Source organism: Candidatus Nitrotoga sp. BS (genome assembly GCF_927797785.1).
Lineage (GTDB): Bacteria > Pseudomonadota > Gammaproteobacteria > Burkholderiales > Gallionellaceae > Nitrotoga.
Map to the genome: position 1 here is coordinate 19,204 of NZ_CAKMLL010000099.1, position 13,141 is coordinate 32,344.

At 48.5% G+C, this 13,141-nt stretch carries 13 protein-coding genes and 2 riboswitches; of the genes, 4 read left to right on the top strand and 9 right to left on the bottom strand.

Going from position 1 to position 13,141, the window contains the following annotated elements; genetic code table 11:
- Positions 1 to 33 precede the first annotated feature (33 nt).
- The 6 genes from ccmI to MJ769_RS12020 all read right to left on the bottom strand — a co-directional run bounded on the left by ccmI (position 34) and on the right by MJ769_RS12020 (position 5,440).
- A complete protein-coding gene (gene ccmI / locus MJ769_RS11995) occupies positions 34 to 1,290 on the bottom strand; it encodes a c-type cytochrome biogenesis protein CcmI (RefSeq protein ID WP_239237377.1) in 1,257 nt (418 codons plus the stop codon).
- On the bottom strand, positions 1,287 to 1,766 hold the full coding sequence (locus MJ769_RS12000; RefSeq protein ID WP_239237378.1) for a cytochrome c-type biogenesis protein: 480 nt from the start codon (positions 1,764 to 1,766) through the stop codon (positions 1,287 to 1,289). The genes ccmI and MJ769_RS12000 overlap by 4 nt, the downstream gene beginning before the upstream one ends.
- Entirely contained in the window at positions 1,759 to 2,286 is a 528-nt protein-coding gene (locus tag MJ769_RS12005; RefSeq protein ID WP_239237379.1) for a DsbE family thiol:disulfide interchange protein, read from the bottom strand. The genes MJ769_RS12000 and MJ769_RS12005 overlap by 8 nt, the downstream gene beginning before the upstream one ends.
- An 11-nt stretch (positions 2,287 to 2,297) precedes the next feature.
- A complete protein-coding gene (locus MJ769_RS12010) occupies positions 2,298 to 4,250 on the bottom strand; it encodes a heme lyase CcmF/NrfE family subunit (protein ID WP_239237380.1) in 1,953 nt (650 codons plus the stop codon).
- A complete protein-coding gene (locus MJ769_RS12015; RefSeq protein ID WP_239237381.1) occupies positions 4,247 to 4,393 on the bottom strand; it encodes a hypothetical protein in 147 nt (48 codons plus the stop codon). The genes MJ769_RS12010 and MJ769_RS12015 overlap by 4 nt, the downstream gene beginning before the upstream one ends.
- Positions 4,394 to 4,648: 255 nt before the next feature.
- On the bottom strand, positions 4,649 to 5,440 hold the full coding sequence (locus tag MJ769_RS12020; protein WP_239237382.1) for an exodeoxyribonuclease III: 792 nt from the start codon (positions 5,438 to 5,440) through the stop codon (positions 4,649 to 4,651).
- A 67-nt stretch (positions 5,441 to 5,507) separates the two neighbouring features.
- Here MJ769_RS12020 and pyrE point away from each other — a divergent pair, with 67 nt between their 5' ends.
- Positions 5,508 to 6,188 (top strand): orotate phosphoribosyltransferase, encoded by a 681-nt coding sequence (gene pyrE, locus MJ769_RS12025; protein WP_239237383.1) that lies wholly within the window; start codon positions 5,508 to 5,510, stop codon positions 6,186 to 6,188.
- Positions 6,175 to 6,789: a DUF4124 domain-containing protein gene (locus MJ769_RS12030; RefSeq protein WP_239237384.1), complete on the top strand. Its 615-nt coding sequence runs from the start codon at positions 6,175 to 6,177 to the stop codon at positions 6,787 to 6,789. The genes pyrE and MJ769_RS12030 overlap by 14 nt, the downstream gene beginning before the upstream one ends.
- A gap of 156 nt (positions 6,790 to 6,945) precedes the next feature.
- On the opposite strand, the gene MJ769_RS12035 is transcribed toward MJ769_RS12030, so the two are convergent.
- From MJ769_RS12035 to rpmE, 3 genes are all read right to left on the bottom strand, one after another.
- Positions 6,946 to 8,373 carry an OprO/OprP family phosphate-selective porin gene (locus MJ769_RS12035; RefSeq protein WP_239237385.1) on the bottom strand — a complete coding sequence of 476 codons (1,428 nt, stop codon included), beginning with the start codon at positions 8,371 to 8,373 and terminating at the stop codon, positions 6,946 to 6,948.
- A gap of 767 nt (positions 8,374 to 9,140) precedes the next feature.
- Positions 9,141 to 10,805, bottom strand: a complete 1,665-nt coding sequence (locus tag MJ769_RS12040) for an ArnT family glycosyltransferase (RefSeq protein ID WP_239237386.1) — start codon at positions 10,803 to 10,805, stop codon at positions 9,141 to 9,143.
- A gap of 146 nt (positions 10,806 to 10,951) precedes the next feature.
- Entirely contained in the window at positions 10,952 to 11,173 is a 222-nt protein-coding gene (rpmE, locus tag MJ769_RS12045; protein WP_239237387.1) for a 50S ribosomal protein L31, read from the bottom strand.
- A 195-nt stretch (positions 11,174 to 11,368) separates the two neighbouring features.
- A riboswitch (glycine riboswitch) is annotated at positions 11,369 to 11,473 on the top strand.
- Positions 11,474 to 11,562: riboswitch (glycine riboswitch) on the top strand.
- Positions 11,563 to 11,607: 45 nt separating this feature from the next.
- Here rpmE and gcvT point away from each other — a divergent pair.
- The gene (gene gcvT / locus MJ769_RS12050; protein WP_239237388.1) at positions 11,608 to 12,690 is read left to right on the top strand and encodes a glycine cleavage system aminomethyltransferase GcvT; all 1,083 of its coding nucleotides are present in this window, start codon (positions 11,608 to 11,610) and stop codon (positions 12,688 to 12,690) included.
- Between the two features lie 25 nt (positions 12,691 to 12,715).
- Entirely contained in the window at positions 12,716 to 13,117 is a 402-nt protein-coding gene (gene gcvH, locus MJ769_RS12055; protein ID WP_239237389.1) for a glycine cleavage system protein GcvH, read from the top strand.
- The last annotated feature ends 24 nt before the right edge of the window (positions 13,118 to 13,141 follow it).

The following is a 13,141-nucleotide window of genomic DNA, read 5'->3' on the forward strand; positions in this document are numbered from 1 at the left end:
ATAAAACCACCTAAATTGGAGCGAATTCCTCGTTTATTTAACCTCTGAATCAATGGTAATGACGATGTCTTTTTGACCAGTTTTTACCGGTTTCGAAAAACCCTCCAGATCTTTTGAGCTAGGAGTTGCATTCCCCGACTTTGATATGCGCGCACCGACGATAACACTGGTCACAGACGATATGTTAAAACCTGGCGCCATCGACATGCTGTCATCCAGCGTAAAATTGAAAGGTAGCTCCTTTGCAGTCTTACGAATAACGGCCAGCGGCGGTTTGCGCCCACCCTCCACAACCCGGGCGAAAATAAAAACTGTGTCGGTATCTGCGACTCGTGCCTTGAAGGCAGGATCAAGACGTATCGTTCCACTCACCGATCCATTCGCAACTTTTGATTGTGCCGCAGCTCTGTCTCCAGCCGGAGCAGCGGCTGCCGAGGGCAGCCCAGCCAATCCACGTGCCTCCTTGATGCTGTCGCTGATCGCGGCCACCACAGGAGAATCTGGTGGCAACAAATTGAGAATCTTTTGCCACCATTTAATGGCATCTTGGTAGTCCTTGCGTTCGAAAGCGGCAGAACCCGCCAGAGATAACGCTTTTAGGTTATCCGGATCGATTTTCAGCGCCTGCTGGATTATTTTTTCTGGCTCACCCTGTAAGGTCTGCTTGAGCATGGCCAGCATATCGGCGTGATCGGTCAGCACAGAGGCGTTGCTCGGTTGCAGTGCTACTGCGTGGGAGTATGCCGCACTGGCATCCTGATAGCGCTTGAGAGCGGTGTAGGAGCGAGCAAGCATCACCCAGCCATCGGCGTTATCCGGTTCTGCCTTAAGCCGCTCCGCAAGCCACGTCACCATGGACTCAAATTGTTCCGGTGTGGCCGGATGTGCTTCGTCAACGGCTGCTGTTGGAATTTGTGGTTTTAATCCGGCTGGGGTACCCAGCATAAAATATAGAGAAATCGCCAACAAAGGTACTGAAATTACCAACGCTGCGATCGAAGCAATACCCCAGCGGCTATCGGTCGCTGAAGCAGTAGCGATTTCGGCGGTACCGGAATCTTCCAGTACGCGACTCTCCAAGTCGCTCCTCGCATTTTGATATTGAACCTCATTCAGCACTCCACTTGCCAGATCTGCGTCTAATTCGCGTAACTGATCCCGATAAACAGACAGATTCACCTCTGAGTGTGTGGTGGATATTGCGCTATTACCTCGTCTGAGTAGTGGTAGCAAAAGAACCACTAGAGTAACAGCAATCAGAAGCCCCACTATAAGCCAAAACGTTATCATGAATGCCCCTCGCCTCCGTTTCCAGACAGCATCGATGCCGCGCGGGCATGTTCATCTGCGCTCAGGGTGGGCGCCTGCTGCATCAACTTGCGACGCTGGCGCAAAATTACGATGAGCACACCCAATCCCAGTAATAGCAGCAAAAGTGGGCCAAACCAGAGCAACCAGGTGGTTGACTTTACCAGTGGCTTGAACAGAACGAATTCACCATAGCGTTTTACCATGTAATCCAATATTTCTTGCTCTGTCTGTCCTTGCCGCAGTTTCTCACGCACTTGATTTTTAAGATCAACTGCGAGCTCAGCATTTGAATCGGCGATCGTCTGGTTCTGGCAGACGAGACAGCGAAGATGTTCAGACAGAGTCATAACGCGTTTTTCCAGTACAGGATCGTCCTTCTTAATGACCGCCTGATCTGCGTGAGCCAGTGGCATTACAAGCAATAGCAAAAGAACAACGAGAAATTTACTACGCACCGTTCAACTCCTTAATGAGAGGAATTAGTTTGTTCTGTATCAGTTCAGGCGTGAGCGCTCCGATAAACTTGTGGCGGATGAGGCCTGATTTATCGATAACGAAAGTTTCCGGAACCCCATAGACGCCCCAGTCTATGCCAACGTTGCCCTCTCGGTCGTAGGCTGACAGGACATATGGGTCACCCGAGTTTTTTAACAAAGCCAGACCGTCATCGCGATTATCCTTGTAATTCAGCCCATAAATCGGCACCAAGTTTTGCCGTCCCATTTCTACCAACAGAGGATGCTCCTGACGGCAAGTCACACACCAAGAGGCCCAAACGTTAAGCAGCCAAACTTTGCCGCGCAAATCTTCCGGGCCAATGGTTTTAGTGGAGTCTTGCAGTTGTGGCAGTCGGAAAGTCGGTGCTACCTTGTTAATTAAGGGTGACGGAACTTCCCTGGGATTGAGTGTGAGTCCGATCCACAAGAAAATAACGAGAACAATAAAAACCCCAAGAGGAAGAAGAAAGCGGTTCATCAGATTCCCTTTCAGGGCTGCGTGGGTGACTTTAATGGCAGACGATAGCGACGATCGCTCACCGCCAGCAAACCGCCAAGCGCCATGAACAAGCAACCTCCCCAGATCCAGTTAACCATTGGTTTGTGCTGGATGCGCATAACCCACTCGTCCCTGCTGACTTGTTCGCCTAGCGCAACATAAAGATCGCGGAACAGGCTCGTATAAATGGCCCCTTCGGTCATGGCTGAATCCTGCATGGTATAAAGGCGCTTCTCAGGATAGAGCGTGTCTATCTTCGCTCCCTTCAGCGTTACCTCCAGAGTGCCACGAATTCCGCTGTAGTTCGGCCCTTTCATTTTCTCCATGGCAAGCAAGCGAAAGGCGTATCCATCCAGCATAGTCACATCACCCACACGCAGTCGCATTTCATTGCTGGTTTCATAACCCTTGACTAAAGTCACACCGAGAATAAACACGCCAATTCCAGCGTGGGCGAGGAGCATGCCGTAATTAGAACGAGACATGCCTCGCAGCGTTGTCCAAGCGCTTCCACTAGTGGATCCTCGAACCCGAGTGACCAGGTAGGCCATACTTGTGAGTAAGGCCCACATTCCCAAGGACGTCCCGGCTACCACTGGCGCCGTCCAGCGGCCGAACCATAATGGCACAAGTATGCCTAATGCCACACTGACGATAAACCACGGCAACAGATGCTTTAATATCTTCGCCAGGTTGGCCTGCTGCCATGGTGCGCGTGGCCCGATGCCCATCAAGAAAACGGCAATCGCCATGATAGGCGCAAACACAGCTTCAAAATAAGGAGGGCCGACTGAAATTTTACCCAGATTCAATGCATCCAAAAATAAAGGATAGAGCGTGCCAAGGAATACTGCGCCAGCGGCGGTGACCAGTAGTACATTGTTCATAAGTAACATCGACTCGCGTGAAATTAATCCGAATCCGCTGCCCAGCCCCACTTTCGGTGCGCGCCACGCAAATAGCACTAGGGAACTACCGATCACCACACTCAGGAATGCCAAAATGAAAAGTCCACGCGCCGGATCTGTAGCAAAAGAATGAACGGACGTCAGCACTCCGGAACGCACAAGAAAGGTTCCGAGTAGACTTAATGAAAAAGCGACAATAGCCAGCAATACGGTCCAGTTTTTGAACGCACCACGTTTTTCCGTTACGGCCAGGGAGTGGATTAGTGCAGTGCCCACCAGCCAGGGCATGAACGAAGCATTCTCGACCGGATCCCAGAACCACCAACCGCCCCAGCCCAGCTCATAATAGGCCCACCAACTACCGAGCATGATACCCAGTGTAAGAAACATCCAAGCTACTGTGGTCCAGGGCCGAGACCAACGCGCCCAAGTTGCATCAAGCTTGCCGCCGATCAAGGCTGCAATGGCGAAAGAAAAGGCCACCGAGAAACCTACATAACCCATATACAGCAAGGGCGGGTGAAATATCATGCCGGGATCTTGCAGCAGCGGATTCAGGTCACGGCCATCCATTGCGGCTGGTAGCAACCGTTCGAAGGGGTTGGAAGTGAATAGCGTGAATGAGAGGAAGCCAACACTGATTAGCCCCATTACGCCTAATACGCGTGCCAGCATCTCTTCCGGCAAACGCTTGCTAAACAGCGTCACCGCTAGCATCCACCCACCGAGCATCAGCATCCATAGCAGCAGGGAACCTTCATGCCCGCCCCATACCGCAGCGATGCGATACTGAACCGGTAACAGCGAGTTGGAGTGGGCGGCAACGTATTTAACCGAGAAATCGTTGGTAACAAAAGTGTAAACGAGACAGCCGAAGGCAATAGCAATGAAGGCGAGTTGTCCACGAGCTGCCGGGCGGGCGAGCGCCATCAGCCGCCGATTGCCGCGTATACTACCCGCTATAGGCAGCACACCCAGCGTTAGCGCCAACACGAGCGCCAACATGAGAGAAAAATTACCTATCTCGGGTATCATTTACTGTCCCCTTGTCCGCTATAAACACAACCAACCGCTATCCTTGTATTGAATACAGCCTTGTCTGGCGTTGGTAATTTATTCATCAGCTTCATCTTTTCCAATTCCTTCAACTTGCCCTCCAATTCTTTCATCTTGCCCATACTTGAGCCGACGGTGTTCTTTCAAGAAGCCTAGAAATCTCCTTTATCATCGTGAAGGTCATCGTGAAGGTGAGAATGACATATTCAGAATTTTATTAGATGAGTCCTAAAACACTCGGATCGCATACATCTTACGACTCGACACAACATTTGATTTTAACATGGACACTCTAGTTTTTTAAAAACAACTTTAAGTGAGACCATTGTTTAGTGCCATAGACGGAAGTGTCTCTTATGCTATCGCCTGCATAATATTCAAGGAGACCCGCCTCCCTTAAAATTAATATCGTAATCCACCGTCAGCGGAGCGTGGTCACTAAAGCGCTGATCCATATAGATGCTGGCTGATCGAGCGGACTGTGCAATACCCGGTGTGGCAATGTGGTAGTCAATACGCCAGCCCACGTTTTTTGCCCAAGCTTGGCCGCGATTTGACCACCATGTGTAAACTTCCAATTCGGGATGCAGGTGACGGAACACATCTACGAACCCAACTTCATTAAATAGTTCAGTAAGCCAGGCACGCTCTTCTGGCAAGAAGCCGGAGTTCTTGCGGTTGCCGCGCCAATTTTTCAAGTCCTTTTCGGTGTGGGCTACATTCCAGTCGCCACATAACAATACCTCACGTCCACTGGCCTGAAGTTCACGCAGATGCGGCATGAAGGCAGCCATAAATTTGAACTTCACAGCCTGGCGCTCCTCCCCGCTGGAACCTGAAGGAAGGTAAAGCGACACGACACTTAAGTTGCCGAACCGCGTTTCAATATAACGCCCTTCGCTGTCGAATTCAGGTATGCCCAATCCTTCCATTACTACTTGAGGCTTTTGCCTGCTATAGATGCCCACGCCGCTATAACCCTTTTTTTCGGCATAGTGGAAATAACCGTGGTAACCGGATGGAGCTAGCATTTCCGGCGTCATGTCAGCAGCTTGTGCTTTGAGTTCCTGTACGCAGACAATGTCGGCATCTTGCTGCGCCAGCCACGGCAACAATCCTTTGCTACAGGCAGAACGAATTCCGTTAAGGTTAATGCTGATGACGCGCACTAAAATTCTCCATAAGCAAAGCTTGGAATTATAATGGCGGCACGTCTAATTTTTTGATCTATTTGCCATGTCTAATTTTCGCCAGGATTTCATCCGTTTCGCTATCAAGCAAGAGGTATTGTGTTTCGGTGAATTCAAAACTAAGGCTGGCCGCTTATCGCCCTATTTTTTTAATGCTGGCCTGTTCAACGACGGTGAATCGTTGAAACAGCTTACACAGTTTTACGCACAGGCCATCCTGTTCTCAAAAATCCCCTTCGATATTCTGTACGGCCCTGCTTATAAAGGTATTCCACTCGCCGCAGGCACAGCCATTGCTCTAGCAGAGGCAGGCCTCAATGTGCCCTACTGCTTTAATCGCAAGGAAGCCAAAGACCATGGTGAAGGCGGAAGTACGGTGGGGGCGAAACTGCAGGGACGTGTGCTTATTATCGATGATGTTATTTCCGCTGGTACCTCAGTACGGGAATCCATAGCCTTGATCCGTGCAGCGGGCGCGACGCCTTGCGGGGTGGTTATTGCTTTGGATCGCATGGAAGTGGGACAACAAACTGAGCGGAGTGAAGATGAACTTTCCGCAACACAGGAAGTACAGAGTAGTTATGGTATTCCGGTAGTATCAATTGCCACATTGGACGATTTGCTTGGTTTTTTGCAGGATAATCCCGCGATGGTGCAGAACCTGCAAGCAGTAAAATCCTACCGTGACCGTTATGGGATAAAACATAAACAAGATGAAAATTTTTAGAGCGAGTCTAGCGTTGCTTGTTGTTGCTTTCAGTACAACAGCCGAAGCAAAATTGTATAAGTGGGTGGACGACAAGGGCGTAACTCATTACAGCGAAGTCATTCCGCCGGAACATACAAACAAAAATAATGTGCTATTAAACAATCAGGGACGCTTGATCAAACGAAACGAAAAAATAAATAACATGGAGCAGCGCGCCAATGGGGAAGATGAGGCCAATATACGTATTGAAAATGAAGCTAAACTCGAACAAAGTCGCAAAGACAACGCGTTGTTGAACACTTTCAGTAACGAGAAGGAAATTGACTTGGCTCTTGAACGCAACCTGCATCATTTAGAGTCACATATCAGCAGCATTCAGTCACTGCAGAAAGCAGCTCAGGAAAGCTTGAAAAATTATCAGCAAGAAGCAGTGGATATCAAGGCCGCTGGCAGAAAGCTTCCCGTTTCAATACAAGCCGATATTACTGAGGGTGAGAATAAATTAGCTAAATTGCAACAAAATTTGGTCAAGGCTCAGGAAAAGATGGCCGCGGTTAAAGCAAGCTATGAAGCCGACAAGATACGCTTCCGTGAGTTAAATGAAGGCACCAAGAAATAAGTAAAGGACGCCTTAAAATTTCTACATTTCCCCCAGCATATTGAATTTTAAGGCTTCTTTAAGATCGAATTGGTTGAGCAGGCTAACGACAAGTAAGACACACTGAACATTCAGGGTAGAAGTTTTTAAAGAACAAGGGAGTCTGGCAGGACCTAATTAGAAAGCCCACTGTGTGCGGAAAGTCAAAACATCAATATTGTCCGGTTGGTCTCCGTTTAGTTTCGTCACTGGAGAACCTTTAATATCAAAGCTTCTGCTGTAATCAGCCATCAAACGCACGCTTTCACTCATGTACCAGTTCAACGCTAATGTAGCTCTTTTCTCACTGCCACCCTTAACGTCTTTGTCAGTCAGGTCATTCTGGTCATATCGAACTGCCAGCTCCAAAGCTCCTAAGCCAGGTTTCCCTACCTGGAATCTATTCTTAGGTTTAAAGCGTTTGAATTCGCCATCAGAACCTTTATAAGTGCGGGATTCACCTGTCAGAGTCCATCCCGCCTGTACGTAAAAAGCATTGAAATCAAGTGATGCTAGACTCTTCTCCCGTTGTACCTTAACTTTTGAGTATTCACTTTGAATTGAGAATGGGCCATGCATAGCGGCTAATTCCAAGCCAACCATCTTGGCTTCTTCGATACCCACAATTGTACCCGTGTCAGTCAATTTCAGATTGGACATGTGCGTTGTTTCATAGCCGAAGCTTGGGCTGTTGTCATTTAACTCACCCTTGCCATTTGTTGTACGATACCCAGCAAACCCACCAATATGGATTACGTTCTCAGAGGAATTGATTGGCGCGAAGGTCCAACGAGTTGAGGCACCAAAGCCTTCATCAGCCTTACCGGAACCTTTATTACTATTACTTCTGTTTGACCTCATAGAGTCACCATAAATCCCGCCTTGCACAGACCAGTTCTTATCTGATTTTTTCAAGTTCAAACCGATAGCACGATCAAACAGTGTCCCGGTTAAAGAGTTAACCAACGAGCGCTCAGTGAACATAATATCGTTTGAACTCTCCTGCAATTCCATACTGATATTCTGCTTTTGATTACCAACAGTAATGTCCGCGAAATCCCAGCCGGTATAGTTCAGAAACAGATCTTTCATCCCTACTTCATTGTCTGCGAAATCTGCTTCTGCTTGAAAATTAAAAACACTCCATAACGTGCCTTTAAAATCTATACGAGCACGGCGTATTTCGGTGCCATCGTTTGCTTCTATACGATCACCACTTTTTAGTAACCTGTCATTACTATGGTAGGTCGCATCTGCATGCAGACGGCCACCAACGCTAAACTTAAACTGCTCATCCGCAGTTTCAAATTTCAAACCCTTTTGATCCAGCTTTACTTTTACATCTTGGGGATCTACTGCGGTAGCTGATTTTGCAGTAACGGCTTGGAAGTCTCCTATTTTTACTCGGTTGGGGCCGGGGCCGGAGTAAATCTGCTCAGTTACCGGATCAATATATACCGTCAATATTTGCGCTTTATCCGCAGCAAGGACATGAGCGGATGCCGTGAATAGTAATGGAACCATTACAGCAATCAACTTCAGTTTAAATGTATCGGTCTTAGTCATTGTCATTTCCCATGCTCCCCTTAATTATCAATGCCAAATATTAGTTTGGCGCTCAACTGTGCACGGTGCTCGGATCAAAGCTAGCTTTCAGTCATTCGTGCTAAACACCGATGGGATTATCAAGACCAAGTGTTACAGGAATATTAAAAAGAACGGAAAAATTGATGGTTTCGTAAATAAATCTCCGCCAGCCAAAATTTTAGGGAATGCCAGGAGCTCATATTGAGGTCGGCTTGTGAAGTGCTTCTCCGTAAACGGTTAGCACCTACAACGCCCTGGGCTGAATTGATGCCGTGCAGAGAGCCGAATCGAAGCACCATGCAGTCTTCTCGCGTAAACCAATTGGTTAGCCTGCGTAAAATGCGTTGTGCCATGCGACGAGCGGCTGCATGGGCCGTTATGCGCTTTATATGCGCCTGCGTGCGGTTAACCGTGTAAGCACGACTTGTTCCATCCTTTAAGAATGGCTTCAGTCAAGGTAAAATTGATATGCTACGCACAAAATTACAATGGAAGTTCTAATTTACTATTGGACTGTATTCCCATAGGGAAGCATGGATGGATAGGTGCCATATTTAGTGTGTGGCCTCGTAATATGAGGTCGGTTGGCAATAATGGATTCAAGAGGTTAAGCAGCGAACTGACTTTAATAATACTGCTACATGTGAACGCAAGCGCCAAGAAAAGAGATTGGTGGTATGCGTTTATTTGTGTCCATTATTTGGCTATTGGCAACTGGCCTCAAATGAACTGGTATGAAACCATGGCTATGGGATAGCTGACCTTTGTGCAATTTGTTCGATGCGCTGATACAAGCGGAAAGGTTCCGATTTAACCCCCTTGCGGTTGCCTTCCCATAACATGATCCAAGTTGTTTCGCCTTCGACTAACTTGGCGGCACGTTCTCCTTGCACCAGCAGTAGATCGCAAACGAGTAGTGTTTGAGTGTGCGTAGTGATATTTCCCAAGTATTGCAACATGGCGCGTTGGGTAGCGCCTACATCCAGGCTCGCAATGCAGCCATGATGTAGGGGCATGGCCTGCTTAAGAGAAGCGACCATGCCGCGATAGCTCTTGCCGTTGTCCAGCCATGGTAGCCATAGCGTCATGGCAAGCACCCACAACAGAGTCACTCCGCCGGCCCAGTTAAGCACAGCACGGCGCATGGAGCGTCCAACGCGCCACACCAGTAGCACCCATAACACAGTGAAAGTCACTGCAACCCAGAATGTTGTAGCATGGAACGCTGGTTCGAAACCAGGCTGATAATCTTTCAGCCAACGCGTGATCTTGGCATGATTATCCTGTAGCAGCCCAGCCCAGCCCCACCACATCAAGATGGCGACAAAACCGAACATCATGATGCCAAACCAATCTAGCGCGTTGGCTGCCCCCCGGCGCAGGGTGGAAAGGGCTGCAGTAGCAAGCAAAGCTAGCGGCAGCAATATGGGTAACGCGAACACTTCCTTGATATTGGGCACCACACTCAGCGTAAGCAACATCACAAAGAAACACACCAGCAACAGCTGGAACTCTGTTTCATGCAGCACTCTTCCTCGCGCCTCCCAAACTGCCCAAGCAGCCAATGGCAAAGCAGGCCAAGCAAACCAAGGCAATATCTTTACGTAATATAACGCCTCTGCATAATCGCCACGTTGAATATAATCAAACCAATGGCCGATATTAAGCGTCCACACCCATTCCATAAATAGCTCTGGTGATCGTTGGTACAACAAGAAAGGCCAAACGGTTAACCAAGGCAATGCAAACAGTAGTGCGATGCCCAAGCTGGAAAAGAAGGGGCGCATTCGCCATGTACGGAACAACAGTAGCGCGGCACTGATAAGCACGAATAGCGTGGGAGCGATAAAACCCTTGGCCATAAAACCGATGCCAATGCCATTGCCAATGAGCATGCCTGCCAATAGAATACGGCGCATGCTTAATGTGTAGCCGTATATCATCATGGCGCAGCCAGTGAGTAAAGCAAGATCGGTTATAAGCTCATGTGACCGTACCAACATACCGAGGCACCCGATCAGAATGATCGCCGCACTCCAACCGCGGCCTCTCCCGAATAATTCGCGTCCAGACAGCCCTACAAACAACAGCGTAAAAGCAGTATAAAAACCGCTTGCGAGACGCGCGCCATCATGTAGCTCCAGCAAAGGGGAAAATAGCTTGGCGAAAAACGCGGCAGTCACATAAAACAGCGGCGGCTTGTCCATATGGGGTTCGCCAGCCAAGGTGGGGACTAGCCAGTCGCCACTTTGCAGGATGTGATAGACCAATCCGAAACTATAGGCATCGCTTGAGTGCCACGGGCCATGCCCTACCAGCCCTGTGCCTAACCACACCGCACACAGTAGTGCCAGCAACCAAGCTTTGGCTTTCGTAATCGGGTGTTCTTGTGTGGGAGGATAGGAATACATGAGATGACGCGCTTATTCCAAGGCTTTGATGCGTTGCCAAGGTGTAAGCTTGTAAAGGATTAGGGAAAGCCCTACCCTGCTTAAAATTAGAAACAAAAAAAGGCAGCGTCCGCTGCCTTTCACTTGTTGCTTATCTTTTAATTTCATTATGGTGCAGATTTTTCACCAGGCTTGGCATATTTTTGACGGAACCTCTCCACTCGACCAGCGGTATCCACGATTTTTTGCGTACCAGTATAGAATGGGTGGCAGTCCGAGCAGACTTCTATATGCAGCGGTTTACCCATAGTAGAGTTGGTTTTGAAGGTATTGCCACAACTGCAAGTAACTGCGATCTCATCGTATTGAGGATGAATGTCGGCTTTCATTTTGGCTTCCTTAAAACATGAAAATAATATTGAGAATTTAAAAAACCTACTTATTGAGAGCATGAAAAATTACAACAATATGTGCTAATGCACATATTTAAGGGCTCGGATTATCCCTGAAAGGAACCACCCACGCAACTTTATGTTACATCATTTGCCGTCCACCCCTGTATTCCAGTATAGTTCTACTTGCCGTTTAAACCAATGGAAGAATATGCTGCCTAGTATACAGTAAGTACAGGCACATTGCCGAAGACGCAACACCCGTAATCGCTCAGGCTCAAGAACTATTGGCACAGGCAAATCTGGAGAGTGCTGTTAACGCAGCCACCGAAGGGGCACACGGATTTATTCGTAATCTCTCAGGTAAAGAGGACAGATGGGGCGAGGCAGATATTTTGCCTCGCCTTTTTTATTTTTTTGAAAGATTACTCATGACACTCAAACATACTCCTCTGAATGCAGCACACTGCGCAATGGGCGCGAAAATGGTCGATTTCGGCGGCTGGGATATGCCGTTACATTACGGTTCACAACTTGACGAACATCATCAAGTACGTCGCGATGCCGGCATGTTTGATGTCTCGCACATGCGTGTGCTTGATATGAGAGGCGACGGGGTGCGCGACTTCTTACGTTATCTGTTGGCAAACAACGTGGATAAACTGCAATCTTCTGGGAAAGCGCTGTATTCCTGTCTGTTGCGTCCGGATGGTGGTGTGATCGACGATCTCATCGTATATTTTATGAGTGAGTCGTGGTTTCGCATCGTAGTGAATGCGGGCACAGCGGATAATGATATAGCGTGGATGATCGAACAGGCTGCTGTCCGCGCACCTAAATTGCAGATCTCGTCACGCGATGATCTGGCAATGATAGCTGTGCAAGGACCAAATGCACCGGCAAAGCTATGGTTGGCTCTGCCCGGATCACAGAAATTGGCGGAAGGGCTCAAGCCCTTCAATGCCGTAGAGTGGGATTCGATGTTTATCGCCCGAACTGGTTATACTGGTGAAGATGGCTTCGAGATCATACTGCCAGCCACAGCTGCCCCCTCATTCTGGCAGACACTGAATGACGTGGGAGTGAAGCCTATCGGGCTAGGCGCGCGTGACACATTGCGTCTGGAAGCAGGTATGAATCTGTACGGGCACGACATGGATGAGACCATAAATCCGCTAGAAGCCGGACTGGCGTGGACAGTAGACTTAGTGAGTGAACGCGACTTCATAGGTAAAGCCGCACTCGTCACCAAGCCTAAAACTCGAAAATTAATCGGCCTTGTCTTGCAGGATCGCGGAGTGCTGCGTGATCACCAAGTAGTAAAAAGCAGCCATGGAGATGGTGAAATTACCAGCGGCAGTTTTTCGCCCACGCTGAATCAGTCAATTGCCTTGGCACGCGTACCCTCCGCGGTGCAAATAGGCGACATGGTGCAAGTGGCAATTCGCGATAAAATGCTGGCGGCTAAGGTAGTGAAATACCCATTCGTACGTAATGGCAAAGGCCTAATCTAATTTTTTCTTTTTTAAGGATATAACCATGAGCAATTTAGACAATCTGCCAGGCAACCTGAAGTACACAACATCCCATGAGTGGATCAACAAAGAGACCGACGGTACGATCGCAATCGGCATTACCCAACATGCACAGGAACTGCTGGGTGACATGGTGTTCGTGGAAAGTCCAGCGGTTGGCCGTCAACTTAAGGCCAAGGAAGAATGTGCAGTAGCAGAGTCGGTGAAGGCTGCGGCTGACATATATGCACCGGTTACCGGTGTAGTGGTAGCGATTAACTCTGAGCTCGGCGATACGCCAGAAAAGATCAATACTGATCCTTATTCCGCTTGGATATTCAAAATGAAGCCAGATAATGCCGCCGATGTAGACGCATTAATGGATGCTGCAGCGTATCAGACGCTAGTCGATAGTGAAGCACATTAAAACGCTGTAGATGAATACATAATT

Excerpts from the sequence above, each read along its gene's own strand:
- MJ769_RS12035 (WP_239237385.1), bottom strand. The coding sequence starts at position 8,373 with ATGACTAAGACCGATACATTTAAACTGAAGTTGATTGCTGTAATGGTT.
- MJ769_RS12005 (WP_239237379.1), bottom strand. The coding sequence starts at position 2,286 with ATGAACCGCTTTCTTCTTCCTCTTGGGGTTTTTATTGTTCTCGTTATT.
- MJ769_RS12040 (WP_239237386.1), bottom strand. The coding sequence starts at position 10,805 with ATGTATTCCTATCCTCCCACACAAGAACACCCGATTACGAAAGCCAAA.
- ccmI (WP_239237377.1), bottom strand. The coding sequence starts at position 1,290 with ATGATAACGTTTTGGCTTATAGTGGGGCTTCTGATTGCTGTTACTCTA.
- gcvT (WP_239237388.1), top strand. The coding sequence starts at position 11,608 with ATGACACTCAAACATACTCCTCTGAATGCAGCACACTGCGCAATGGGC.
- MJ769_RS12010 (WP_239237380.1), bottom strand. The coding sequence starts at position 4,250 with ATGATACCCGAGATAGGTAATTTTTCTCTCATGTTGGCGCTCGTGTTG.
- rpmE (WP_239237387.1), bottom strand. The coding sequence starts at position 11,173 with ATGAAAGCCGACATTCATCCTCAATACGATGAGATCGCAGTTACTTGC.
- MJ769_RS12015 (WP_239237381.1), bottom strand. The coding sequence starts at position 4,393 with ATGGGCAAGATGAAAGAATTGGAGGGCAAGTTGAAGGAATTGGAAAAG.
- gcvH (WP_239237389.1), top strand. The coding sequence starts at position 12,716 with ATGAGCAATTTAGACAATCTGCCAGGCAACCTGAAGTACACAACATCC.
- pyrE (WP_239237383.1), top strand. The coding sequence starts at position 5,508 with ATGTCTAATTTTCGCCAGGATTTCATCCGTTTCGCTATCAAGCAAGAG.
- MJ769_RS12030 (WP_239237384.1), top strand. The coding sequence starts at position 6,175 with ATGAAAATTTTTAGAGCGAGTCTAGCGTTGCTTGTTGTTGCTTTCAGT.